Here is a 22,942-nt window from a genome sequence, read left to right as displayed (position 1 = left end):
TTAGCTTTTTGGCTTATTCGATACACCTGATACAACGTGGCCAGTTGGCGCAACAGAAGCAGCCGATTGACAGTGGCCAGTTTGATCATCAAAGAAAAAGTCTGGTTCGAATTCACGCAGGAACTCACTCTTGGATAAACCGCCCAAAAACATTGCTTCGTCTACATCAATGCCCCATGCCATTAGAGTGCGAATAGCGCGTTCATGTGCGGGTGCTGAGCGTGCAGTAACTAGTGCGGTGCGTATACGCATACCGTTTTCACTAGTGGAGCGTTGTAGTCTATGAAGCGCTTCTAGTAAGGGTTTGAAGGGGCCCGGCGGCAAAGGAATGTCAACCTTTTTGCTCTCATGATCTACGAATGCTTCAAGACCTTTTTTCTGGAATACTTGTTCAGCTTCATCAGAGAACAGTACCGCGTCTCCGTCAAATGCAATGCGGATTTCATTTGGGTGGGACTCAGCAGTTTTACTAGACTCTGGATAAACACGCGCTGCGGGAAAGCCAGCATCAATTGTTGCTCGAACATCATCTTCGTTTGCAGATAGGAAGAGGTTGGCATGCAGAGAGCGGAGGTAATGATACGGAGGGCGCCCTCTGGTAAATACGCCACGCTCTAAATGCAGGCCATGATGTTCTGCTGAGCGGAACACACGGAGGCCGCTGACGGGATCATTACGGGACAGAATGACTACCTCAACACGCTGCTCACCTTCTTCATTAAAGGCGAGGAGTTTCTTGACTAAGGGGAATGCCACCCCTTTTTGAGCGGCCTCACTCAGGCGCTCAAGCTGTAGCTTCATATAAGCGCTGTCATCGGTCGATTCGAAGATACGATTTTCTTCTTCGAAATCAAACAGGGCGCGCGAGGAGATTGCGACGACAAGTTTTCCGGTGAGCGTATATGACATAGATGAATTGCGTCTTAGGTATTCGTCTTATTTTAAGAACAGGCGATAAGCCGGGTTGTTGGTCTCATCCCAATGTGGGTAGCCTAGGCCAGCCAAAAAGCTTTGGAACCTCTTCTGCTCATTCTTGGGAACCTGAATACCAATCAGAATACGACCATAGTCAGCCCCGTGATTACGATAATGGAACAAGCTGATATTCCAGTTCGGTGCCATGCTGGTCAAGAACTTCATCAGTGCGCCGGGGCGCTCTGGGAATTCAAATCGATAGAGAAGCTCATCTTTAGCAAGCGCAGAGTGACCGCCAACCATATGACGTAAATGAGACTTTGCTAATTCATCGTGAGTAAGGTCAATCGTCGCAAACTTTGCTTTACGGAAATGCTTTGCAATCGTCTCGCTATCGCCAGCTTTTTGTGTGCTGATGCCAACAAAAATATGCGCTTCGCTTTGATCGCCAATACGATAGTTAAATTCAGTAACGTTTCGTTTGCCAAGCAATTCGCAGAAGCGTTTGAATGAACCACGCTCTTCGGGGATGGTGACTGCAAATACGGCTTCGCGGAACTCACCAACGTCTGCACGCTCAGCTACAAAGCGCAGGCGACTAAAGTTCATATTGGCCCCGCAAGCCACAGCTACTAAGGTTTTCTTCTTGATGCGCTTCTTCTCAACATACTTCTTCATGCCTGCAATAGCAAGTGCGCCAGCAGGCTCCAGAATGCTGCGAGTATCGGTGAAAACATCGTTAATTGCTGCACAAATTTCGTCTGTATCGACAGTGACAATTTCATCCACTACTTTTTTGCAGATGCGGAATGTTTCTTTGCCGACGAGTTTCACGGCGGTACCATCAGAGAACAAACCAACATCTTTCATTTCAATGCGCTTGTTCGCTTTGAGTGATTGATTCATGGCATCAGAATCTGAAGCTTGGACGCCGATCACTTTTGTCTTTGGACTAACGGCTTTGATGTATTCACCAATGCCAGAAATCAAACCGCCGCCACCAATAGCTACAAATACTGCATCGATCGGTTTTTCATATTGAGTAAAAATTTCGTGAGCAATCGTTCCTTGGCCTGCGATCACATCCGGGTCGTCAAAGGGGTGAACAAAAGTGAGCCCCCGTTTTTTGCCGAGGATCTCAGAGTGCTTGAAAGCATCGCTATAGGATTCACCGTGAAGGATGATTTCCACCCAGGAGCCCCCTCTAGCCTTCACTGCATCGATTTTGACGCTCGGAGTGGTCACCGGCATCACGATGACGGCTTTGCATTTCATTTTGGCAGCCGAAAGGGCTACGCCTTGGGCATGATTACCTGCTGAAGCAGCAATAACCCCGCGTTTTAAAGCTTCTGGGGGTAAATGGGCCATTTTGTTATAGGCGCCACGGAGCTTGAAGGAGAAAACCGGCTGGTTATCTTCCCTTTTCAGGAGAACTTGGTTGCCCAAACGTTTAGTCAGTTCGGGGGCGAGCTGAAGTTCGGTTTCTCTGGCTACGTCATAGACGCGAGCCGATAAAATTTTCTTTAAATAGTTCGTTGCCATCCAATGAGCGTACCACGGATGGCTCCTAAGCCCTTAGATTTGCAAGGGTTTATCCCTTCGGGGAGCAACTTTCTCAGAATCCTGCCACTATCAGGTTCGCTCAATTAAAATGCTTATTTATCAAATATGTCGCTATGAACGCACCATTAGCTTTGAACCAGTTGTTGGATGCTGAAGCGGGCTCTCCCCGTCTTCGAGAGATTCCCTACAACTACACCTCCTTTTCCGATCGAGAGATTGTTATTCGCTTGCTGGGCGAGGAGTCTTGGCACGTTCTCAATAACTTGCGTGGCGTTCGCCGAACAGGCCGTTCAGCTCGCATGTTGTTTGAAATTCTGGGCGATATTTGGGTGGTACAGCGTAACCCTTTTTTGCAAGATGACTTGCTTGATAGCCCTAACCGCCGCAAACAATTAATTGATGCGCTCTGGCACCGTCTCGGTGAGGTGAAGAAGCGTAATAGTGGCGACTCTGCAGACCAAGTAGAAATTCTATTAGCCGCCGCCTATCGCGCAATTGAAAATTTTGAAAATGGCTTTAAGGAAGTTGAAGTCATTCGTAAGCGTGCTCGTAAAGAATTGGGACGTCACACTGCATCTGACAATATTTGTTTTGATGGTGTGTCTCGTGCTGCTCATGTTACAGATGCAACCGATTGGCGCGTTGAGTTTCCGCTCGTCGTTCTCAAGCCTGACTACGAATCTGAAATTCCAGGCTTAGTCAAAGCTTGTGTTGAATTAGGACTCACGATTATTCCTCGTGGAGGTGGCACTGGCTATACCGGCGGCGCTATTCCACTCTACGCAATGTCAGCAGTAATTAATACCGAGAAGCTACAAGATATCGGCGGCGTGAAGTCTAAAAAGCTTCCTGGAATGGATCGTGAAGTATCAACCATCTTTACAGGCGCTGGTGTCGTTACACGTCGCGTTTCTGACGCTGCAGAGCATGCTGGTCTTGTGTTTGCGGTTGATCCGACTTCTGCTGATGCAAGTTGCATCGGTGGCAATATCGCGATGAATGCTGGTGGTAAAAAAGCGGTTCTTTGGGGAACTGCTTTAGACAATCTCGCCAGCTGGCGTATGGTTGACCCAGAAGGTAATTGGTTGGATGTAGAGCGTCTCGAACACAACATGGGCAAGATTCATGATGTGGGGACAGTGCGCTTTCAGCTAACGTGGTCCGATGGTAATAGTGAGCCTGGTCAACGCATTCTGAAAACAGAATTGCTTGAAGTTGAAGGCAGACGTTTCCGCAAAGAAGGTTTAGGTAAAGACGTTACTGATAAATTTTTATCAGGTTTGCCTGGCGTACAAAAAGAAGGTTGCGATGGTTTAATTACTAGCGCAACTTGGGTATTGCATCGCATGCCAAAATTCATGCGCACTGTTTGTTTGGAATTTTTTGGTCAAGCGCGTGAAGCTATTCCTAGTATTGTTGAAATCAAAGCTTACTTAGATGGGCTCAGTAAGCAAGGCGGCCCAATCTTGGCTGGACTTGAGCATTTAGATGATCGTTACTTGCGTGCAGTGGGCTACTCTACTAAATCAAAGCGCAATAGCTTGCCGAAAATGGTATTGATCGGTGACATTGCGGGTGACGATGAAGAAGCGGTTGCTGCAGCCACTAGTGAAGTAGTTCGCATGGCGAATTTGCGCGTTGGCGAAGGTTTTGTTGCAGTCAGCGCCGAAGCTCGTAAGAAATTCTGGCTTGATCGTGCCCGCACGGCTGCGATTGCCCGTCATACCAATGCTTTTAAGATTAATGAAGACGTCGTGATTCCTTTGCCACGTATGGGCGAGTACACCGACGGCATTGATCGCATCAACATTGAGCTCTCTCTTAAGAATAAGTTACAAGTACTCGATGGTCTTGAGACTTTCTTGAAAAAGAGCGCATTGCCGCTAGGTAAAAGTGATGCTGAGTATGAGATTCCGACAGCAGAAATCTTGGGCGATCGTGTTCAGCAAGCGTTAGATTTAATTGCCAAGGTTCGTGGAAAATGGGCTGAGTGGCTCATGGAAATGGATTCATATTTCCCTCGTCTGCAGGATTACAGTTTGCGTGCCTCATGGAAAGAAGAAGTGCGTGCAGAGTTGCGCATCATCTTTGGTGGTCTGGCATTCGAGCCGATCCTAGCTGAGTTAGAAGCAATTCATAAAACCATTTTGCGTAAGCGCGTGTTCGTAGCGCTGCACATGCATGCTGGTGACGGTAACGTGCATACCAATATTCCAGTGAACTCTGATGACTATGAGATGTTGCAAGATGCCCATCGTGCAGTTGATCGCATCATGAAGTTAGCGCGTTCATTGGATGGCGTTATTTCTGGCGAGCATGGTATCGGTATTACCAAATTAGAGTATTTAACTGAAGCCGAACTCAAAGACTTTCGTAGCTACAAGAATCGTGTTGACCCAGAAGGCCGTTTCAATAAAGGGAAGTTGATGCCGCATGCTGACCTCAGCATGGCCTACACACCGAGCTTTGGCTTGATGGGGCATGAGTCAATCATCATGCAACAAAGCGATATTGGTGCGATTGCTGATAGCGTGAAAGATTGTTTGCGGTGTGGCAAATGCAAACCAGTTTGCTCAACCCACGTACCACGTGCAAACTTGCTCTATAGCCCGCGCGACAAGATCCTTGCAACATCCTTATTGATCGAAGCCTTCTTATACGAAGAGCAAACCCGACGTGGTGTTTCGATTCGTCATTGGGAAATGTTTGATGACGTCGCCGCACATTGCACGGTTTGTCACAAGTGTTTAACGCCTTGCCCGGTCAAGATTGACTTTGGTGATGTGACTATGAACATGCGTAATCTCTTGCGCAAGATGGGTCAACAACGTTTTAATCCTGGCACTGCTGCGTCAATGTTCTTCTTGAATGCAACCAGCCCAGAAAGTATTCATCTGGCTCGTAAGACCATGATTGGCTGGGGTTATAAATTGCAGCGTTTGGGCAATGATGTGTTGCGTAAGTTTGCAAAACAGCAAACGGCACATCCACCAGCAACTGTTGGTAAGCCGAGCGTTAAAGAGCAGGTGATTTTCTTTGTGAATAAGAAAATGCCTGGCAACTTACCTAAAAAAACGGCGCGTGCTTTGTTGGATATTGAGGATGCCAACTACGTTCCGATTATTCGTGACCCTAAAACGACTTCTGCAGATACTGAGGCGGTCTTCTATTTCCCGGGTTGTGGATCTGAGCGTTTGTTCTCACAAGTTGGCCTAGCTACTCAAGCGATGTTATGGAATGTTGGCGTACAAACTGTATTGCCTCCGGGCTACCTCTGCTGCGGCTATCCACAGCGGGGTAATGGTGACTTTGATAAAGCGGAAAAGATGATTACGGATAACCGCGTGTTATTCCATCGCGTGGCCAATACCTTAAATTACTTGGACATCAAGACTGTGGTCGTTTCTTGCGGTACTTGTTATGACCAGTTGGCGGGATATCAGTTTGAGCAGATCTTCCCTGGTTGCCGCATTATTGATATCCATGAGTTCTTAGCTGAGAAAGGCGTTAAGCTTTCTGGCGTCACGGGCGTGAAGTACATGTATCACGATCCTTGTCACTCTCCAATGAAATTGCAAGATCCATTGAAGACGGTGAATGAACTCATTCAATTGGAAGATGGCAAAGCGATTCAGAAAAATGATCGTTGCTGCGGCGAATCTGGCACATTAGCGGTGACTCGTCCTGACATCTCTACTCAAGTACGTTTCCGTAAACAGATTGAGATGGAGAAAGCTGCCAATGATTTACGTAAAGATGATTTCACTGGCGATGTCAAAGTCTTGACCAGCTGCCCATCTTGCTTGCAAGGCTTAACTCGCTTTGATGCCGATAGCGACACCACAGCTGACTACATCGTGGTTGAAATGGCCCAGAAGATTCTTGGTAAAGATTGGATGCAAGACTATGTGGCCAAAGCCAACCAAGGCGGTATTGAGAGAGTGCTCGTTTAATGATTCCAAGCAATGTAGTAGTGCATCAACAATCTAAAGTATTGGAGCTCTCCTATGAGGGCGGCACTACTTATCGCTTGCCTTTTGAATTGTTAAGAGTCTTGTCTCCTTCTGCTGAAGTGCAAGGGCACGGACCGGGTCAAGAAACCTTGCAAACCGGTAAGCGGGATGTCTTAATTGCTAACCTTGAGCCAGTAGGTCACTATGCTCTCAAGCCTAGCTTTTCTGATGGACATGACTCTGGCTTGTTTACCTGGGATTATTTATTGTTTCTGTGTGAAAACCAGGAGCAATTGTGGAAAGAGCATTTAGATAAATTGGCCGCTGCTGGTTTAGATCGTGATGCACCGATGACTCAGTCAGGCGGTGCATCAGGCCATTCTTGTGGAAGTCACTAATGAGTAAAACGCACTTCGGGTATCAAAGTGTTGATGAAGCTGAAAAGGCCGGCAAGGTCGCTGAGGTATTTCATTCGGTAGCTAGTAAATATGATGTGATGAATGACTTAATGTCCTTCGGCTTACATCGCGTTTGGAAAAAAGTAACGATCGCTCGTGCAAATGTACGCCCTGGTCAGAAGATTTTAGATATTGCTGGCGGTACTGGTGATCTGGCAGCCGCTTTTGCAAAAGCCACCGATTGGGGTCGCAACCCTGATGCTCAGGTTTGGTTAAGTGACATCAATGCCTCTATGTTGGGCGTTGGGCGTGATCGCTTGTTAGATCGCGGCATGGCTTTGCCTTGCGTTCAGTTTGATGCAGAGAAAATTCCTTTTCCAAACAATCATTTTGATGTGGTGACTGTTGCTTTTGGTTTACGCAATATGACCCATAAAGATATTGCCTTGGGCGAGATGCGTCGTGTAATCAAGCCGGGTGGCCGCGTTTTAGTATTGGAGTTTTCTAAGCCAGATGCTTTCTTGCAGCCGGTATATGACACCTATTCCTTTAAGGTGTTACCTTGGCTTGGCGAGAAGATTGCGCAAGATTCAGAAAGCTACCGTTACCTAGCAGAATCTATTCGCATGCACCCTGATGCGCAAACCCTCAAAGAAATGATGTTAGGAGTGGGTTTTGACGAAGTGGAAACCCACAGGATGACTGGGGGTATCGTTGCCCTACATATTGGTATTAAATACTGATGGTTGTATAGTTTTTAAACTCTTAAAAACTAAAGAAGTTCAGCAGTTATAAGAAGGGGTAAATACAAAAATGAACAAACATTTTTTTAAGGCGGTTTTGTTGAGCGTTACTTTGATCGTTGCAATGATTGGTCAAGTCGATGCTGCTCGCTTGGGTGGTGGAAGAAGTTTGGGACGAGCTCCAAGCGCTCCAATGCAACGTCAAGCTGCTCCCGTGCAAAAGCCAGTACAACAAGCGCAACCTGCTGCTCCCGCCCCAACACCTCAAGCTCCTGCGCCTAGTCGCTTTGGTGGCATGGGTGGCATCTTAGGCGGCTTAGCAGCTGGTTTAGGAATTGGTTATCTCTTATCTCACTTCGGTTTGGGCGAGGCAGCCTCTTCCATGATCACTGGTTTACTTATCGCGATGTTGGCAGGATTTGTCATTATGTTCATTATTCGCAAAATGTTGCCTGCGTTGTCTGGCGCCGGTCAAAATTCCAATGTGCCGCCACAAGGTATGCAACGTAGCAATATCGAGTCTCCAAGGCAGGAGCCTGCTTTTACTCCTGCTGCAAATGCATTTGGTGGCCTGAGTGCTGAGCCTGCGGCATTTGAGTCCACTTTGCCTCCAGGTTTTGATCAACTAACATTCTTGGAGAATGCAAAACAATATTTTGTGACTTTGCAAAAGGCTTGGGATCAGGGCGATCTTGCTGCCTTGCGTGAATTTACAACCCCAGAAATGTTTGCCACGATTCAGCAAGACTTAGCTGGTAGAACTGATGGCAGTAATCAAACCGATGTTGTGACCATTAATGCTCAGCTTTTGGGAATTGAGACGGCTGATGCTCATTACTTCTGTAGTGTGCAGTTCAGCGGCATGATCCGTGAACAACAGGGGGCTCCAGCAAGCGACTTCTCCGAAATCTGGAATTTAAGTAAGCCAGTTGACGGTCCTGGCGGCTGGGTACTGGCGGGCATCTCCCAGTTGGTTTAAGCTCTAGGTAATTTCCGTTGGAAAACCCGCACTAGTGCGGGTTTTTTACACTCATGAACAGCCAATTTACTACTACCCATACGATTGCCTCTGGCGCTGCCTGCCGGGGGATTAATCACGTTTTGGGTAGCGAGCCTTGGGCGTCTACAGAATTGGCTCGTCATGCCGGTAAAACGATTTTGTTGCAGTTGCCTTTGGGTAATCTTTGTTTTGAGATTAAGTCTGATGGTTTATTGGCTTCGTTAAAAGAGATTGAAGGCCCTTCCTTGAATTTGGAAGTCTCTGCTAAAGCATTAAATGACTTAGCAGGCAGCTCTGGTTCTTTGCGAGAGCAGGCCTTTAGAGCTGTGAAAATTACAGGTGATGCAGACTTGGCTCAGCTCTTAGGTCGTCTTGCGGGGCAGTTGCGCTGGGAGTATGAAGAAGATTTGGCTCGCCTGGTAGGTGATGCCCCAGCAAATTTCGCTGTAAGGCAGGGTAAAAAGTTTGTCTCTGCAACGCGCTCTGCTGCAACTGATTTGCTGGACAATGTGCTTGAGTATGTCAGTGAAGAAAAGAAAGTACTTTTAAATAAAAGAGACTTTATGGTTCGTAAATCCGAATTAAGCGAATTGCGCGAGTCTGTAGATCGCATGGAAAAACGTATTCAATTTTTAGAGCAAAAGGCTAAATAAATCGTGCGTCGAATTACTCGCTTCTTTTTTATCTTCTTTACTGCATGGCGCTATGGCTTATTACCACTATTACGTGATCTTCTAAAGCCAGGCATTCGTCGTGGCTTCTTAACGATGCTCTGTTGGATTTCTCCTGGCAGTCATTTGCCTAGAGGGGAGCGTATTCGACTGACACTTGAGGCATTGGGTCCTATTTTTGTAAAGTTCGGACAAGTCCTTTCTACACGTCGTGATCTATTGCCAGAAGACATTGCTAATGAGCTGGCCAAGTTACAAGATCAAGTGCCGCCATTTTCAAATGAAGAATCTCGTCGCTTGATTGAGAAGGATTTAGGTCAGCCGATCGAAGAGGTATTTATTAGCTTTGATGCAACGCCTGTTGCTAGTGCTTCAGTTGCGCAAGTGCACTTTGGAGTATTGCGCGGCACCGAGAAGCGCCCTGAGTGGGAAGGTCGTTCTGTAGCTATTAAGGTTTTACGCCCAGGCATTTTGCCGGTGATTGAGGGCGATCTGGCTTTAATGTATGACTTAGCCAAGGTGATTGAAAAAAGCTCCGATGATGGCCGTCGTCTAAAGCCTCGTGAGAACGTAGCAGAGTTTGATACCTATTTGCATGATGAGTTAGACCTCATGCGCGAAGCTGCTAATGCCAGCCAGTTGCGCAGGCAATTTACAGATTCTAAAAAGTTAATGATTCCAGAAATGTATTGGGATCTATGTCATACCAATGTGATTGTCATGGAGAGAATGTATGGCATCTCGATTGGCAAAACCGCAGCGCTGCGGGAGGCTGGCGTTGACTTTAAAAAGCTGGCTTCTGACGGCGTAGAAATATTTTTTACTCAAGTGTTTGAGTATGGTTTCTTTCATGCAGATATGCATCCTGGCAATATCATGATTAGCTTAGAGCCAGAAACATTTGGCCGCTTTATCTCGCTTGACTTTGGAATTGTTGGTGCATTGAGTGAGTCCGATAAAAATTATTTAGCGCTGAATTTCTTAGCGTTTTTTAACCGCGATTACCGTCGCGTTGCTGAATTACATATCGAGTCAGGTTGGGTGCCAGCCAATACTCGCGTAGAAGAGTTGGAAGGTGCTGTGCGTTCTGTTTGTGAGCCATATTTTGATCGTCCACTCAAGGAGATTTCCCTGGGTATTGTGCTCATGCGTTTATTCCAGACATCACGCCGTTTTAAAGTGGAAATTCAACCGCAACTCACCTTGCTTCAAAAAACCCTCCTGAACGTCGAAGGTTTGGCTCGCCAACTGGATCCTGATTTGGACCTTTGGAAAACGGCCAAGCCGATCCTTGAGAAATGGGTCAGCAAGCAGCTCGGTTGGCGCGGTTTGATTGATGGACTTAAGGAAGAGGCGCCTACTTGGGCCAAAATTCTGCCTACCTTGCCTCGTTTAATTGCAGATAGCCTGGCCCAAGGGAAGCATCAAATAAAAGACCAAACTGGCGAATTAGAGGTCTTAAAGGCCCTTTTATTGCAGGAAAGACGTACGCATCGCCTACTGGCGGGAGCTTTACTCTTTGCCGGCGGGTTTTTGGCCGGAATTTTGATCATCAGCCTAGGCATTTATTAGTCTCTCGCTGATTGGCTGCTAACCCGCTAAAATAGCGGGTTAGGCAGAACACATGAAAAAATACTTTATCGCTGGCATCCTCGTTTGGGCACCTTTGTCGATCACCGTTTGGGTAATCGCTTGGGGCTTGGGCTTGCTCGACGGTGTTTTTGGATCAGTGATGCACGCCATCATCATGGTCCTTCCTCATGATGCGGCTGTAGACGTTCAGAATTTCCGAGACCTTCCTGGTGTTGGCGTATTGATTGTGATTGCGGTAATTATGTTGACCGGCTTAGTGGCAATTAGTTTTGCCGGTCAGTGGTGGATTCGGATGTGGAATAAGCAAATTAACCGCATTCCAGTAGTGCGTTCAATTTATTCTAGCGTTCAACAAGTTTCATCCACTTTATTTTCTGGTAGTGGCCAAGCCTTTAGTAAGGCATTGTTGATTCGTTATCCCCATGCTGATTCTTGGGTGATTGCATTTCAGACTGGTACTCCTGCAAAAGAAGTCACTGCTAAGTTGGGAGAGGATTACGTCAACGTATTCTTGCCAACAACCCCAAATCCCACCTCTGGTTTTTTCATGATTGTGCCGCGTGCACAAACGATTGAACTGGAGATGAGTGTGGAAGAAGCTCTGAAACATATTGTTTCAATGGGCTCTGTTCCCCCTAATAGTTCTAGTGGTTTAACTGCATCCCAGTTGCCACGCCATTTTTGATTTATAGGAAATTGTTATGTTGATGCGAAGCCATACCTGCGGCCAGGTAACTGATTCACTGATTGGTCAAGAAGTCACTCTCTCCGGCTGGGTTAATCGCCGCCGCGACCACGGAGGCGTGATCTTTATTGACTTGCGTGACCGCGAAGGATTTGTGCAGGTTGTTTGCGATCCCGATCGCCCAGAAATGTTTGCGCTTGCAGAGCAAGTGCGTAGTGAGTTCTGTATTCAGATCAAAGGTCTTGTTCGTGCCCGTCCTGCTGGTACTGAAAACACCGATTTGGTCAGTGGCAAAGTTGAGATTCTTTGCCATAGCTTGGTGATTCTGAACGCTTCCGTAACTCCTCCATTTCAAATCGATGATGAGAATTTGTCAGAGACCACTCGTCTGACGCATCGTGTATTAGATTTACGTCGCCCACAAATGCAAAAGAATTTGCGATTGCGTTACAACGTAGCGATGGAGTGCCGTCGTTATTTGGATGACGCGGGCTTTATTGATATCGAAACACCAATGCTGACTAAGAGCACGCCTGAAGGGGCGCGTGATTACCTGGTACCTTCACGTGTGCATGATGGCCAGTTCTTTGCATTGCCACAGTCTCCACAATTATTTAAGCAGTTGTTAATGGTGGCTGGCTTTGATCGCTACTACCAAATTACCAAATGCTTCCGTGATGAAGATTTGCGCGCAGATCGTCAACCTGAATTTACTCAGATCGACTGTGAAACTGCTTTCTTAAATGAGTTGGAAATTCGTGATTTGTTTGAAAACATGATCCGTCATATTTTCAAGAAGACAATGAACGTAGAGCTGCCTAATCCATTCCCAACCATGCCTTACTCAGAGGGTATGGCGCGTTTTGGTTCAGATAAGCCAGATTTGCGTGTGAATTTTGAGTTCACAGAGCTAACGGATTTGATGAAAGACGTTGATTTCAAGGTGTTCTCAGGCGCGGCTAATCAAGTTGGTGGCCGTGTTGTGGGTCTATGCGTTCCTGGTGGCGCTGAAATTAGCCGTAGCGAAATCGACGACTACACCCAGTTTGTAAGCATCTATGGCGCCAAAGGTTTGGCGTGGATTAAGGTGAACTCTGTGGCTGAAGGCCGCAATGGTTTGCAGTCACCAATTGTTAAGAATTTGCATGATGCAGCGATTGAAGGCATCTTGAAGCGCACTGGCGCAAAAGACGGCGATATTATTTTCTTTGGCGCTGACAAAGAAAAAGTAGTGAACGATGCGATTGGTAATTTACGTTTACGTATTGGCCAATCTGCTTGGGGCAAAGCGCATGGTCTCTTTACCGAAGGTTGGAAGCCATTGTGGGTGGTTGATTTCCCAATGTTTGACTACGATGAAGGTGAGGCCCGTTGGGTTGCTTGCCATCATCCGTTTACCAGCCCTAAAGATGAGCACATGAAGTACCTGGAGTCAGATCCGGGCAAGTGCTTGGCTAAAGCATATGACATGGTATTGAACGGTAGTGAGATTGGTGGCGGTTCTGTGCGTATTCACCAAGAAGCAGTTCAAAGCCAAGTATTCCGTGCATTAAAGATTGATGCAGAAGAAGCGCAAGCGAAGTTTGGTTTCTTGTTAGATGCGCTCCAGTATGGCGCGCCTCCACACGGCGGTATCGCATTTGGTCTCGATCGTATTGTGACCATGATGACTGGTGCAGAATCTATTCGTGATGTGATTGCTTTCCCTAAGACTCAACGTGCGCAGTGCCTATTAACTCAGGCTCCTAGCCCAGTAGATGAGCGCCAGTTGCGTGAATTGCATATCCGTTTACGTCAAGCAGCAGCACCTGCCGCTTAAAAAATTAAAGTAGTACTCTTTTGAAAATCCCTATCTCGGTTTTAGTAGTTATCTACAAATCGAATAGGGATGTTTTATTGATAGAGCGCGCTGACCGTGCTGGCTTTTGGCAGTCAGTGACCGGCAGTCTTGATGCTCTAGAGGAAGATCTTGCTCTGGCTGCTACTCGCGAGGTTTTTGAAGAAACGGGTATTGCAGTGGATCGATTGCCAAAAGGCGCATTGCAAAACATGCATCAGCAGATCGAGTATGAAATCTATCCAGAGTGGCGTTTTCGTTATGGTCCCGGCGTTATCCGAAATACTGAGCACTGGTTTGCGCTTGAGGTCCCGGACAATACCTCAATCACTCTGGCTCCTAGAGAGCATGTCGCTTATGAGTGGCTGCCTTGCGAAGAGGCTGCCAAGAAATGTTTTTCTCACAGCAATGGCGAGGCCATTCTGAAATTATTCTCAGGCAATTAGGAATAAGATAGGACGATGAGACATTCATCGGGACATCATCACGGTAGCGCAGATTCAAAAACATCGGGGCGCGGTGATTGGCGCGTTATTCGCGATCTTCTTCCCTATCTTTTGGAGTATCGCTATAGGGTAATCATTGCCCTGAGTTGCTTGATCGCTGCCAAGGTTGCCAACCTGGGAATTCCGATTGTGCTCAAGGAGCTAATTGACTCTTTGGATATCAAGGCTAGCTCTCCTCAGGCACTTCTGGTGGTTCCTCTAGGCATTATTGTGGGGTACGGCCTTTTAAGAATTTCTGCATCCTTGTTCACAGAATTGCGTGAAGCTTTATTTGCCAAAGTGACTCAGAACGCAGTTCGTAAAGTGGCACTTCAGGTCTTTGAGCACTTGCACTCCTTAGCGCTGAGCTTTCACTTAGCTCGTCAAACTGGTGGTGTGAGTCGAGATATCGAGCGTGGTACACGTGGCATACAGTCGCTGATTTCTTATTCGCTTTACAGCATCCTGCCAACGCTCATTGAGTTTTGTTTGGTGCTTGGCTACTTCGCGTATTCGTATGACATTTGGTTTGCTGCAATTACCTTAGCAGCCTTAGTTCTTTATATTGCTTTTACGATTGTCGTTACAGAGTGGCGTACTCATTACCGCCGCACGATGAACGATATGGATTCAAAGGCCAATCAGAAAGCCATTGATTCTCTGTTGAACTTTGAGACGGTCAAGTACTTTGGTAACGAGGCTTTTGAAGCGGCGCGTTACGATGAAAATCTGCTGCGCTATCAAGCTGCAGCGGTCAAGTCGCAAAAGACCTTGGCTTTTCTAAACCTTGGTCAACAAATCATTATTGCGGTTGGCTTGATGCTCATCCTTTGGCGTGCCACAGTGGGGGTCGTCAATGGCACTATGACTTTGGGTGACTTGGTTCTTGTTAATACCTTAATGATTCAGCTTTATATACCGCTCAATTTCTTGGGTGTGATTTATCGAGAGATTAAGCAATCATTAACCGACATGGATCGCATGTTTTCTTTGCTCAATACTGATAAGGAAATTGCAGATTCGCCTGATGCTCACCCTTTGCATATTGATAATCGTGGACATGGCCCCGATGTACGGTTTGAAAATGTATCGTTTCACTATGAGGCCAAGCGAGAAATTCTGCGTGATGTGAGTTTCAATATTCCTGCTGGGACGATTACTGCAGTAGTAGGTCAAAGTGGAGCTGGCAAGAGCACCTTAGCAAGATTGCTATTTCGTTTCTACGATGTGCAGTCAGGACAAATTCTGATTGATAGTCAGAATATTCAGGACGTCACGCAAGCTAGTTTGCGTAAGGCGATTGGCATTGTTCCTCAGGATACGGTTTTGTTTAATGACACGATTGGCTACAACATTGCCTACGGTGATCCATCGGCAACGATTGAAGAAGTGCAAGAAGCGGCCAGGGCGGCACAAATTGATAGCTTTATTAAGCGCTTACCCGACGGTTACGACACTCAGGTGGGTGAACGGGGTCTTAAGCTGTCTGGTGGCGAGAAACAAAGGGTTGCGATTGCAAGGACGCTCCTCAAAAAACCGGCTATGTTGATTTTTGATGAGGCTACTTCAGCGCTAGATTCCAAAACAGAGCGCGCTTTTCAGGAGGAGCTGCTGAGTCTGGCAAAGAACCGAACAACACTCATCATTGCTCATCGCCTTTCAACCATTATTCATGCCGATCAAATTTTGGTAATGGATCATGGGCAGATTGTGGAGCGTGGAACCCATGCAGAGCTACTTGCGCATCAGGGTAAATATGCTGAAATGTGGCAAATGCAAGAACGTGCTGCTCTTGATTAGAATAGTTGGATGACTCAAAACGCTGACACAAATTCAATGCAAGCAAGTAAAGAAGTGATTCTGAAGAATGCTTTTGCTGCAGCTGTTGCAGTTGCTGATCCGCAGGTGATTGTTCCGCAGTATTTAGCTAAGATATTTCCAAAGGGGCAGGAGCCACGGGGAAGATGTCTTGTTGTGGGTGCTGGCAAAGCGAGCGCCTCTATGGCAAGCGCATTGGAGGCTTATGCAAAAGCAAATTGGCCACAGGCGGCATTAGAGGGTGTAGTGCTCACGCGTTATGGCCATAGCTCACCGACTACGCAAATCAAAATTGTTGAGGCTGGACATCCTGTGCCTGATCAGGCTGGTATGAATGGCGCAAAGGAGGTCTTAGCTCTAACCAATCAGTTAGAACAAGGCGATGTCTTAGTGGCTTTGGTGTCCGGTGGAGGTTCCAGCCTACTGACTTTGCCGCAAGCAGGCATCTCGATTGATGACATGCGTAAGACTACCGAAGCGCTGTTGCGTAGTGGCGCCCCGATTGAAGAAATGAATGTAGTGCGCAAGCATTTATCTGCCATCTTGGGTGGGAATTTAGCCAGAGTGGCGATTGCACGCGGCGCACGTGTGGAAGCGTTGTTGATTTCGGATGTCACAGGTGATGCACCTGCAGATATTGCAAGTGGTCCATGCGCTGCAGACTACTCCACGTATTTAGATGCACTCAATATTTTGCAGAAATATGATTTGGATGCATCTGCTATTCCTGCATCCGTATTGAATCACCTCAAGCAAGGCTTAGCAGGCGAAATACCAGAGACCTTAAAGGATTCTGATTTAATTTCTGCTCAAGTGGCTAATCATGTCATTGCAACAGCATACAAAAGCTTGGAAGCTGCCGCTGATTATGTTCGCACTTATGGTTACGAAGCAATTATTTTGGGCGACACGATTACCGGTGAGGCGCAAGAGGTTGGTGTTGAGCAGGCTGCCTTAGTGCGTGACTACGTAGTGAAGGGAATAGATAAACCGCTCGCCCTAATCTCCGGTGGCGAATGCACGGTGACTATTCCAGCTGGGCTTAAGGGTCGCGGGGGTCGCTGTAGTGAATACCTGCTCTCCCTTTTTGCTGCCAGTTCTGATTTTCCTAATATTGCAGCTTTAGCGGCTGATACCGACGGCATTGATGGCAGTGAAAAGAATGCTGGGGCTTGGTTTGATGCCAATATTCGACAAGCTAGCCTGAACTCTGGTCTTGTGCCAGAAAAATTCTTATCGGCGCATGATTGCTATGGCTTCTTTGCAGAATTAGGCGCTTTAGTGGAAACTGGCCCTACACTTACAAATGTGAATGATTTCCGCATCATCTTGCTTGATAAATAAATATGTCTAATACACCTTCTCAAATTCAGTTGATTCAGCCAGATGATTGGCACTTGCATATTCGCGATGGCGAAGTGATGAAGGATGTACTAGCAGATACCGCACGTCAATTTGCCCGTGCAATCATCATGCCGAACTTAAAGCCGCCAGTTACCACTGTGGATTTAGCTAAGGCCTACCAATCTCGCATCGAATCCAATTTAAAGTCATTGGGGGTGAGTGGCTTCACACCTTTAATGACCCTGTATCTCACAGACAACACTTCTGCAGAGGAAGTTCGTAAGGCTAAGGATGCAGGCATTGCCGCATTTAAGTTATACCCTGCTGGTGCCACCACCAATAGTGACGCTGGTGTTAGCGATCTTAAGCATTGCCATGCTGCACTAGAGGCGATGCAAGCGGTTGGTATGCCACTTCTAGTGCATGGTGAAGTCACCAGTGCTGATATTGATATCTTTGATCGTGAAGCAGTATTTATCGATTCTGTATTAGAGCCGTTACGCAAAAAATTTCCTGAACTCAAGATTGTGTTTGAGCACATCACCACTAAACAAGCAGCTCACTATGTGCGTGATGCATCTACAGGTGGGAAAAATACAATAGCAGCAACGATTACCCCGCAACATTTGCTCATGAATCGCAATGCGATTTTTGCGGGCGGGATTCGTCCACACAACTATTGTTTGCCAGTTCTGAAGCGTGAAGAGCATCGTGTTGCACTCATGGAGGCTGCGACCAGTGGTAATCCCCGCTTTTTCTTGGGAACCGATAGTGCACCTCACGCCAAAGGGGTCAAAGAGGCGGCTTGTGGTTGTGCGGGTTGCTATAGCGCATTCAATGCATTAGGTTTATACGCTGAGGCATTTGAGAGTGTCGGCAAGCTGGATAAGTTAGAAGGCTTTGCTAGTTTCTTTGGCCCTGACTTTTATTCCTTGCCACGCAATAGTAAAAAAATTACCTTGGTGAAGCACCCGCAAAATATCCCAAATGAATTGCCTTTGGGCGGCGATACCATCGTCCCGCTTCGCGCTGGTGAAACCATCGCTTGGTCGCTGGTTTAGAGCCTAACCTTTTACTTTCATCGCTAAATTTCTCTGACTGCGTTAGACTGCAGGCGCAGAGTCAATTGGGCAATCGCCGCCTCTTTATTGAGGGGGAGGAAAGTCCGGACTCCATAGGGAAGGGTGATGGCTAACGGCCATCCACGGCGACGTGAGGAATAGGGCCACAGAGACGAGCGTATTCAGTTACGGTGAAACGCGGTAACCTCCACCTGGAGCAATCCCAAGTAAGCAGGCGATGAGGCGTCCCGCTGAGTCTGCGGGTAGGGAGCTTGAGCCGTTAGGTAACTAACGGCCTAGAGGAATGATTGCCCCTAGATGCAAATCTAGGCGACAGAATCCGGCTTATCGATTGACTCTGCACTTATTCTGAAATGATTTCGACGCTGTAAGTTAGTTCTGCAGTTTTAGCCAGCATAGTTGTCGCTGAGCAGTACTTTTCATGTGAGAGCTTTACAGCGCGATCTACCTTTGCCTGGTCCAGATCTTTTCCTTTGACTATGAAGTGCAAATTAATCTTGGTGAAAACTTTAGGATCTTCTGAAGCGCGCTCAGCCTGAAGGGCAACTTCGCAGCCGCTAATGGCCTGACGGGCCCTTTGTAGGATTAAAACTACATCGAATGCGGAGCAACCCCCGGCACCCGCTAAAAGGAGCTCCATTGGCCTTGGCGCTAGGTTTCTGCCGCCCGCTTCAGGGGCGCCATCCATGTTTACGAGGTGCCCACTGCCGGTTTCAGCTGAAAAAGCCATGCCGCCATTACCCAACCAACTTACTCGACATTCCATAGTAGTGACCCCTAACTTACTAAATTAATCAATATTATCAATAGTTTACCAATATTTAGGTGCTTTAGTTGGGCACTAAAAACCAGAAAAAAATTGATCTTGGTCAATATTCTTGCGTTGCACCATATTCCTTGTGTAGAATAACCATATTGGTAGTCAGTCTTGTATAAGACTGCGACTTACCTCCCAGTGTCTCCTCCACCCAAACATAGGTGGATTCCAACCCAGGACTCGTTCCTGGGTTTTTTTTAGGTTACAATTCAAGGCTTTACTGAATTACCGAGCCGGTCAGCGGTAATTTGTTGTACCAGTTAAATTGCAGAATCTGCGAGCTTGCAAACATAAGCAGGGCCAAGGTGGACGTAGTTTGGTTGGGGTAATTTTTTTTGACCATAACAATTTGAGAAATCATGAAAACTTTTTCTGCAAAATCCCATGAGGTAGTGCATGAATGGTTCGTGATTGACGCTACGGACAAAGTCCTCGGTCGTGTCGCCAGTGAAGTGGCACTCCGTCTACGCGGCAAGCACAAGCCTGAATACACCCCACACGTTGATACTGGCGACTTTATTGTCGTTATCAATTCTTCTAAGCTCCGTGTCACTGGCACAAAAGGCTTGAACAAAATTTATTACCGTCACAGCGGATACCCAGGTGGTATTAGCTCGACTAACTTCGACAAGATGCAAGACCGTTTCCCAGGTCGCGCTTTGGAGAAGGCTGTGAAGGGTATGTTGCCAAAAGGCCCACTTGGCTATGCCATGATTAAGAAATTAAAAGTCTACGGCGACGCCAATCATCCGCATGCGGCTCAACAGCCAAAAGCGTTAGAGATTTAAGGAAACCAAATGGCTATTAATTACGGAAATTGGAATTACGGTACTGGTCGCCGCAAGAGTTCTGTTGCGCGCGTATTCATTAAATCTGGCAAAGGCGAAATCATTGTTAATGGTAAGCCTATCGATGCATATTTTGCTCGTGAAACATCACGCATGATCGCTCGTCAGCCTTTGGCTCTCACAGCCCACTTAACGACCTTTGATATCAAAGTAAACGTTTCTGGTGGCGGTGAAACTGGCCAAGCTGGTGCAGTTCGTCACGGTGTTACTCGTGCATTGATCGACTACGACAACGCTTTGAAGCCAACCCTGTCTAAAGCAGGCTTGGTAACTCGCGATGCTCGTGAAGTTGAGCGTAAAAAGGTTGGTCTGCACGGCGCGCGTCGTCGTAAGCAGTTCAGCAAGCGCTAATTCTTTCAGTCGCTCAAGTTTTATCGAAAGGGTCGCGCAAGCGGCCCTTTTTGTTTCTACAATCTAGGTATTAAAGAAATAAAATTCATCAGTCGGTATTTTGGAGAATGACATGATTAAAGTTGGCATCGTTGGTGGGACTGGGTATACCGGAGTGGAGCTATTGCGTTTATTGGCGCAGCATCCTGAGGTAAAGCTCACTGCAATTACTTCTCGCACAGAAGCTGGTATGCCAGTAGCTGAGATGTTTCCATCTTTACGAGGTCGTGTTGCTCTGAAATTTACAACGCCTGACGAAGCCAAGCTCAACGAATGTGATGTGGTGTTCTTCGCAACCCCGCATGGTGTTGCGATGGCGCAAGCAAAAGAATTGCTCGCCAACAATGTCAAGATTTTGGATCTCGCAGCCGACTTCCGTTTAAAGGATGTAAAAGAATTTGCTAAGTGGTATGGCATGGAGCATGGCTGCCCAGAAATTTTGGCTGAAGCTGTTTATGGTTTGCCAGAAATCAATCGTGATGCCATTAAGAAGGCGCGCGTAGTTGGTTTGGCAGGTTGCTACCCAACCTCAGTGCAGTTAGGTCTTGCACCATTACTCTCGCCAAAATCAACTGGCGGTAAGCATTTGATCGATGGCACGCATATTATTTCGGATTCAAAGTCAGGTACCTCTGGTGCTGGACGTAAAGCAGAGATCGGTACGCTGTTGTCTGAAGCAGCGGATAACTTCAAAGCGTATAGCGTTAAAGGTCATCGTCATTTACCTGAAATCGAGCAAGGCTTAAAAGCCATTGCTGGACATGATCAAATTGGCCTGACATTTGTGCCACATTTAACGCCGATGATTAGAGGTATTCATTCAACCTTGTATGTGCGTTTGACTGATGCCGGTAAAGAGATCGATTATCAAAAGCTTTATGAGAATTTCTATAAAGATGAGCCGTTTGTCGATGTGATGCCTGCAGGCAGTCACCCAGAAACACGCTCTGTTCGGGGTAGCAATGGCATTCGGATTGCTATCCATCGTCCAGGCGGCGGCGACACTTTAGTTATTTTGGTGGTTGAAGACAATTTGGTGAAGGGTGCTTCAGGCCAAGGTGTGCAGTGTATGAACCTGATGTTTGGCTTGCCTGAGACGACGGGCCTGACCCAGATCGCTGTATCTCCTTAATTTCATAAGGAATACCCCTTCAGCAAACTGGGCATTAAAAGCCTAAAATGAGACATTGCCTTTTGAATTAGGAGTAAATCATGACTGAATTAGCTACACAACCTGCACAAGATTTAGCTGAGCCACCAACCCCATTGGTGTTCACGGATAGCGCTGCTGCAAAAGTGGCTGACTTGATTGCCGAAGAAGGTAATCCAGAGTTGAAGCTTCGCGTATTCGTACAAGGCGGTGGTTGCTCAGGATTTCAATATGGCTTCACATTTGATGATGCTGTGAATGAAGACGACACACTCTTTGAAAAGAATGGCGTTACTTTGTTAGTAGACTCAATGAGCTTTCAATATTTAGTTGGCGCTGAGATCGATTACAAAGAAGACATCAACGGATCACAGTTTGTGATTAAGAACCCAAATGCCCAAACTACTTGTGGCTGCGGATCTTCTTTCTCTGCTTAAATAAAAACGAGCTTAATTAATATTTAATTAAGCAGAGAAGTTAAGCTGGATAGCAAGCGCCTAGAACTCTAGGACCTTTCGCTCCTGTAACGGCTGGCAAATTTGCTGGCCGTTTTTCTTTATGGGCCCACGCAAGCCATGCGAAAGCAAGACCCTCAACTAACTGAGGGTCAATTCCCGCGGACTCGCTTGTAGTAATTTCTAATGGTTGTTTGAAGAATTGCTGCGACTTCACTTTAAATAAATTCATGAGCGCATTATTTCTAGCGCCACCACCACAGACAATCAGCTTCTGGGTTTGCGGGGCATAACGCGCTAAAGCCTCTAATGCAGATTGTGCTGTCAGATTGAGTAATGTGGCTTGCACATCTTCGCAAAGATAATTTTCACTATCCAATTTTTCTTGCAACCAAGCAAGATGAAAGTCATCCCTGCCAGTGCTCTTAGGCGGTACTTTTGCAAAGAAAGCGTCATTCATCATTTTTTTGAGTAGCGCTTCGTTGACTTTGCCTTGTAATGCCCACTGTCCATTTTCATCAAAAGCATTGCCTTGATGCTCATGTATCCAAGCATCCATCAACATATTTCCAGGGCCGCAATCAAAGCCAGTCACTTCACCATCTTTAGGGAGCAGCGTGAGATTGGCGATGCCACCAATATTGAGGATCGCTAAATTTTTAGCTTCTACAAATTGCTGCGCATGAAAGGCTGGCACTAATGGAGCGCCATGTCCACCAGCAGCTAAGTCACGACTTCTAAAGTCAGCAATAACATCAATGCCAGTCTTTTCTGCCAAGAGGGCGGGATTCAGCGTTTGGTGGGTATAGGCCATGTCACCAAGATGCGGTTGGTGGCGAATGGTCTGACCATGTGCGCCAATAGCAGTAATATCTGCGGGCTGAAGTTTGGCTTTCTGCAGCAGTAGATTGACAGCATCCGCATAAGCCAGGGCTAAGGCATTACCTGCCTGCTTTTCCCGGTGGAGCTCATTTTGGCCAGGGCTTTGGAGCTCAAATAGGGCTTTGCGTAGCTCTGGGCTAAAAGACATAGTCACCGCATCGAGAGCGCTAGCTTCGCCATTAACCCCAATCTTGGCCAGAACGGCATCGATCCCGTCTAGGCTGGTGCCAGACATCAGGCCGATATAGAAGGAATGGGGTTTGTTCATGGGGCTCTCAGGAATGCGACAATTATGCTTTAGCAATTTAACTAC

The 22,942-nt window shown here is 46.8% G+C and carries 20 protein-coding genes and 1 other RNA gene; 17 read left to right on the top strand and 4 right to left on the bottom strand.

The window, feature by feature from the left end; genetic code table 11:
• Positions 1-909, bottom strand: coding sequence for a 5'-nucleotidase (locus tag ICN18_RS01660; RefSeq protein ID WP_215295890.1), 909 nt, complete (start codon positions 907-909; stop codon positions 1-3).
• 27 nt (positions 910-936) lie between these two features.
• Entirely contained in the window at positions 937-2,457 is a 1,521-nt protein-coding gene (ilvA, locus tag ICN18_RS01655) for a threonine ammonia-lyase, biosynthetic (RefSeq protein ID WP_216188806.1), read from the bottom strand.
• A 134-nt stretch (positions 2,458-2,591) separates the two neighbouring features.
• On the opposite strand from ilvA, the gene ICN18_RS01650 reads away from it, so the two are divergent.
• From ICN18_RS01650 to rnpB, 13 genes are all read left to right on the top strand, one after another.
• Entirely contained in the window at positions 2,592-6,431 is a 3,840-nt protein-coding gene (locus ICN18_RS01650) for a DUF3683 domain-containing protein (protein WP_216188805.1), read from the top strand.
• A complete protein-coding gene (locus ICN18_RS01645) occupies positions 6,431-6,829 on the top strand; it encodes a gamma-butyrobetaine hydroxylase family protein (RefSeq protein ID WP_216188804.1) in 399 nt (132 codons plus the stop codon). The genes ICN18_RS01650 and ICN18_RS01645 overlap by 1 nt, the downstream gene beginning before the upstream one ends.
• Positions 6,829-7,572: a bifunctional demethylmenaquinone methyltransferase/2-methoxy-6-polyprenyl-1,4-benzoquinol methylase UbiE gene (gene ubiE, locus ICN18_RS01640; RefSeq protein ID WP_216188803.1), complete on the top strand. Its 744-nt coding sequence runs from the start codon at positions 6,829-6,831 to the stop codon at positions 7,570-7,572. Before ICN18_RS01645 ends, ubiE begins: the two co-directional genes overlap by 1 nt.
• A 70-nt stretch (positions 7,573-7,642) precedes the next feature.
• A complete protein-coding gene (locus ICN18_RS01635; RefSeq protein ID WP_216188802.1) occupies positions 7,643-8,551 on the top strand; it encodes a Tim44 domain-containing protein in 909 nt (302 codons plus the stop codon).
• 53 nt (positions 8,552-8,604) lie between these two features.
• The gene (locus ICN18_RS01630; RefSeq protein ID WP_216188801.1) at positions 8,605-9,225 is read left to right on the top strand and encodes a ubiquinone biosynthesis accessory factor UbiJ; all 621 of its coding nucleotides are present in this window, start codon (positions 8,605-8,607) and stop codon (positions 9,223-9,225) included.
• 3 nt (positions 9,226-9,228) lie between these two features.
• On the top strand, positions 9,229-10,815 hold the full coding sequence (gene ubiB, locus ICN18_RS01625) for a ubiquinone biosynthesis regulatory protein kinase UbiB (RefSeq protein WP_216188800.1): 1,587 nt from the start codon (positions 9,229-9,231) through the stop codon (positions 10,813-10,815).
• A 52-nt stretch (positions 10,816-10,867) separates the two neighbouring features.
• Complete coding sequence (locus ICN18_RS01620) at positions 10,868-11,521, top strand: DUF502 domain-containing protein (protein ID WP_216188799.1); 654 nt, start codon at positions 10,868-10,870, stop codon at positions 11,519-11,521.
• Positions 11,522-11,537: 16 nt separating this feature from the next.
• Positions 11,538-13,340: an aspartate--tRNA ligase gene (gene aspS / locus ICN18_RS01615; protein ID WP_216188798.1), complete on the top strand. Its 1,803-nt coding sequence runs from the start codon at positions 11,538-11,540 to the stop codon at positions 13,338-13,340.
• Positions 13,341-13,360: 20 nt separating this feature from the next.
• Complete coding sequence (nudB, locus tag ICN18_RS01610) at positions 13,361-13,804, top strand: dihydroneopterin triphosphate diphosphatase (protein ID WP_216188797.1); 444 nt, start codon at positions 13,361-13,363, stop codon at positions 13,802-13,804.
• A gap of 15 nt (positions 13,805-13,819) precedes the next feature.
• Positions 13,820-15,643: an ABCB family ABC transporter ATP-binding protein/permease gene (locus ICN18_RS01605; protein ID WP_216188796.1), complete on the top strand. Its 1,824-nt coding sequence runs from the start codon at positions 13,820-13,822 to the stop codon at positions 15,641-15,643.
• Positions 15,644-15,652: 9 nt separating this feature from the next.
• On the top strand, positions 15,653-17,005 hold the full coding sequence (locus ICN18_RS01600; RefSeq protein ID WP_216188795.1) for a glycerate kinase type-2 family protein: 1,353 nt from the start codon (positions 15,653-15,655) through the stop codon (positions 17,003-17,005).
• Positions 17,002-18,066: a dihydroorotase gene (gene pyrC, locus ICN18_RS01595; RefSeq protein ID WP_216189426.1), complete on the top strand. Its 1,065-nt coding sequence runs from the start codon at positions 17,002-17,004 to the stop codon at positions 18,064-18,066. Before ICN18_RS01600 ends, pyrC begins: the two co-directional genes overlap by 4 nt.
• A gap of 57 nt (positions 18,067-18,123) precedes the next feature.
• An RNA gene (rnpB, locus tag ICN18_RS01590) (RNase P RNA component class A) lies at positions 18,124-18,430 on the top strand.
• Here the strand turns inward: rnpB and ICN18_RS01585 are convergent.
• Positions 18,431-18,853 (bottom strand): OsmC family protein, encoded by a 423-nt coding sequence (locus ICN18_RS01585; RefSeq protein ID WP_216188794.1) that lies wholly within the window; start codon positions 18,851-18,853, stop codon positions 18,431-18,433.
• A gap of 410 nt (positions 18,854-19,263) precedes the next feature.
• Between ICN18_RS01585 and rplM the strand changes: the two genes are divergently transcribed.
• The 4 genes from rplM to erpA all read left to right on the top strand — a co-directional run bounded on the left by rplM (position 19,264) and on the right by erpA (position 21,729).
• Positions 19,264-19,692, top strand: a complete 429-nt coding sequence (rplM, locus tag ICN18_RS01580; protein ID WP_011903721.1) for a 50S ribosomal protein L13 — start codon at positions 19,264-19,266, stop codon at positions 19,690-19,692.
• Between the two features lie 9 nt (positions 19,693-19,701).
• The gene (gene rpsI / locus ICN18_RS01575) at positions 19,702-20,103 is read left to right on the top strand and encodes a 30S ribosomal protein S9 (protein WP_071466175.1); all 402 of its coding nucleotides are present in this window, start codon (positions 19,702-19,704) and stop codon (positions 20,101-20,103) included.
• Between the two features lie 112 nt (positions 20,104-20,215).
• Complete coding sequence (gene argC, locus ICN18_RS01570) at positions 20,216-21,274, top strand: N-acetyl-gamma-glutamyl-phosphate reductase (RefSeq protein ID WP_216188793.1); 1,059 nt, start codon at positions 20,216-20,218, stop codon at positions 21,272-21,274.
• An 80-nt stretch (positions 21,275-21,354) separates the two neighbouring features.
• Positions 21,355-21,729 (top strand): iron-sulfur cluster insertion protein ErpA, encoded by a 375-nt coding sequence (erpA, locus tag ICN18_RS01565; protein WP_068319574.1) that lies wholly within the window; start codon positions 21,355-21,357, stop codon positions 21,727-21,729.
• A gap of 40 nt (positions 21,730-21,769) precedes the next feature.
• Here erpA and ICN18_RS01560 read toward each other — a convergent pair whose 3' ends face one another.
• Positions 21,770-22,897 (bottom strand): anhydro-N-acetylmuramic acid kinase, encoded by a 1,128-nt coding sequence (locus ICN18_RS01560; RefSeq protein WP_216188792.1) that lies wholly within the window; start codon positions 22,895-22,897, stop codon positions 21,770-21,772.
• Positions 22,898-22,942: the final 45 nt, after the last annotated feature.

The organism is Polynucleobacter parvulilacunae (assembly GCF_018881715.1).
Taxonomy (GTDB): Bacteria; Pseudomonadota; Gammaproteobacteria; order Burkholderiales; family Burkholderiaceae; genus Polynucleobacter; species Polynucleobacter parvulilacunae.
This window is presented reverse-complemented; position numbering and strand designations above follow the sequence as displayed.

What these genes read in the sequence shown, in the direction of transcription:
- ICN18_RS01635 (WP_216188802.1), top strand. Translation starts at nt 7,643, where the DNA reads ATGAACAAACATTTTTTTAAGGCGGTTTTGTTGAGCGTTACTTTGATC.
- ubiE (WP_216188803.1), top strand. Translation starts at nt 6,829, where the DNA reads ATGAGTAAAACGCACTTCGGGTATCAAAGTGTTGATGAAGCTGAAAAG.
- ICN18_RS01560 (WP_216188792.1), bottom strand. Translation starts at nt 22,897, where the DNA reads ATGAACAAACCCCATTCCTTCTATATCGGCCTGATGTCTGGCACCAGC.
- rplM (WP_011903721.1), top strand. Translation starts at nt 19,264, where the DNA reads ATGAAAACTTTTTCTGCAAAATCCCATGAGGTAGTGCATGAATGGTTC.
- ICN18_RS01605 (WP_216188796.1), top strand. Translation starts at nt 13,820, where the DNA reads ATGAGACATTCATCGGGACATCATCACGGTAGCGCAGATTCAAAAACA.
- argC (WP_216188793.1), top strand. Translation starts at nt 20,216, where the DNA reads ATGATTAAAGTTGGCATCGTTGGTGGGACTGGGTATACCGGAGTGGAG.
- ICN18_RS01650 (WP_216188805.1), top strand. Translation starts at nt 2,592, where the DNA reads ATGAACGCACCATTAGCTTTGAACCAGTTGTTGGATGCTGAAGCGGGC.
- ICN18_RS01600 (WP_216188795.1), top strand. Translation starts at nt 15,653, where the DNA reads ATGACTCAAAACGCTGACACAAATTCAATGCAAGCAAGTAAAGAAGTG.
- ICN18_RS01630 (WP_216188801.1), top strand. Translation starts at nt 8,605, where the DNA reads ATGAACAGCCAATTTACTACTACCCATACGATTGCCTCTGGCGCTGCC.
- ICN18_RS01620 (WP_216188799.1), top strand. Translation starts at nt 10,868, where the DNA reads ATGAAAAAATACTTTATCGCTGGCATCCTCGTTTGGGCACCTTTGTCG.
- erpA (WP_068319574.1), top strand. Translation starts at nt 21,355, where the DNA reads ATGACTGAATTAGCTACACAACCTGCACAAGATTTAGCTGAGCCACCA.
- aspS (WP_216188798.1), top strand. Translation starts at nt 11,538, where the DNA reads ATGTTGATGCGAAGCCATACCTGCGGCCAGGTAACTGATTCACTGATT.
- ilvA (WP_216188806.1), bottom strand. Translation starts at nt 2,457, where the DNA reads ATGGCAACGAACTATTTAAAGAAAATTTTATCGGCTCGCGTCTATGAC.
- ICN18_RS01585 (WP_216188794.1), bottom strand. Translation starts at nt 18,853, where the DNA reads ATGGAATGTCGAGTAAGTTGGTTGGGTAATGGCGGCATGGCTTTTTCA.
- ICN18_RS01645 (WP_216188804.1), top strand. Translation starts at nt 6,431, where the DNA reads ATGATTCCAAGCAATGTAGTAGTGCATCAACAATCTAAAGTATTGGAG.
- ICN18_RS01660 (WP_215295890.1), bottom strand. Translation starts at nt 909, where the DNA reads ATGTCATATACGCTCACCGGAAAACTTGTCGTCGCAATCTCCTCGCGC.
- rpsI (WP_071466175.1), top strand. Translation starts at nt 19,702, where the DNA reads ATGGCTATTAATTACGGAAATTGGAATTACGGTACTGGTCGCCGCAAG.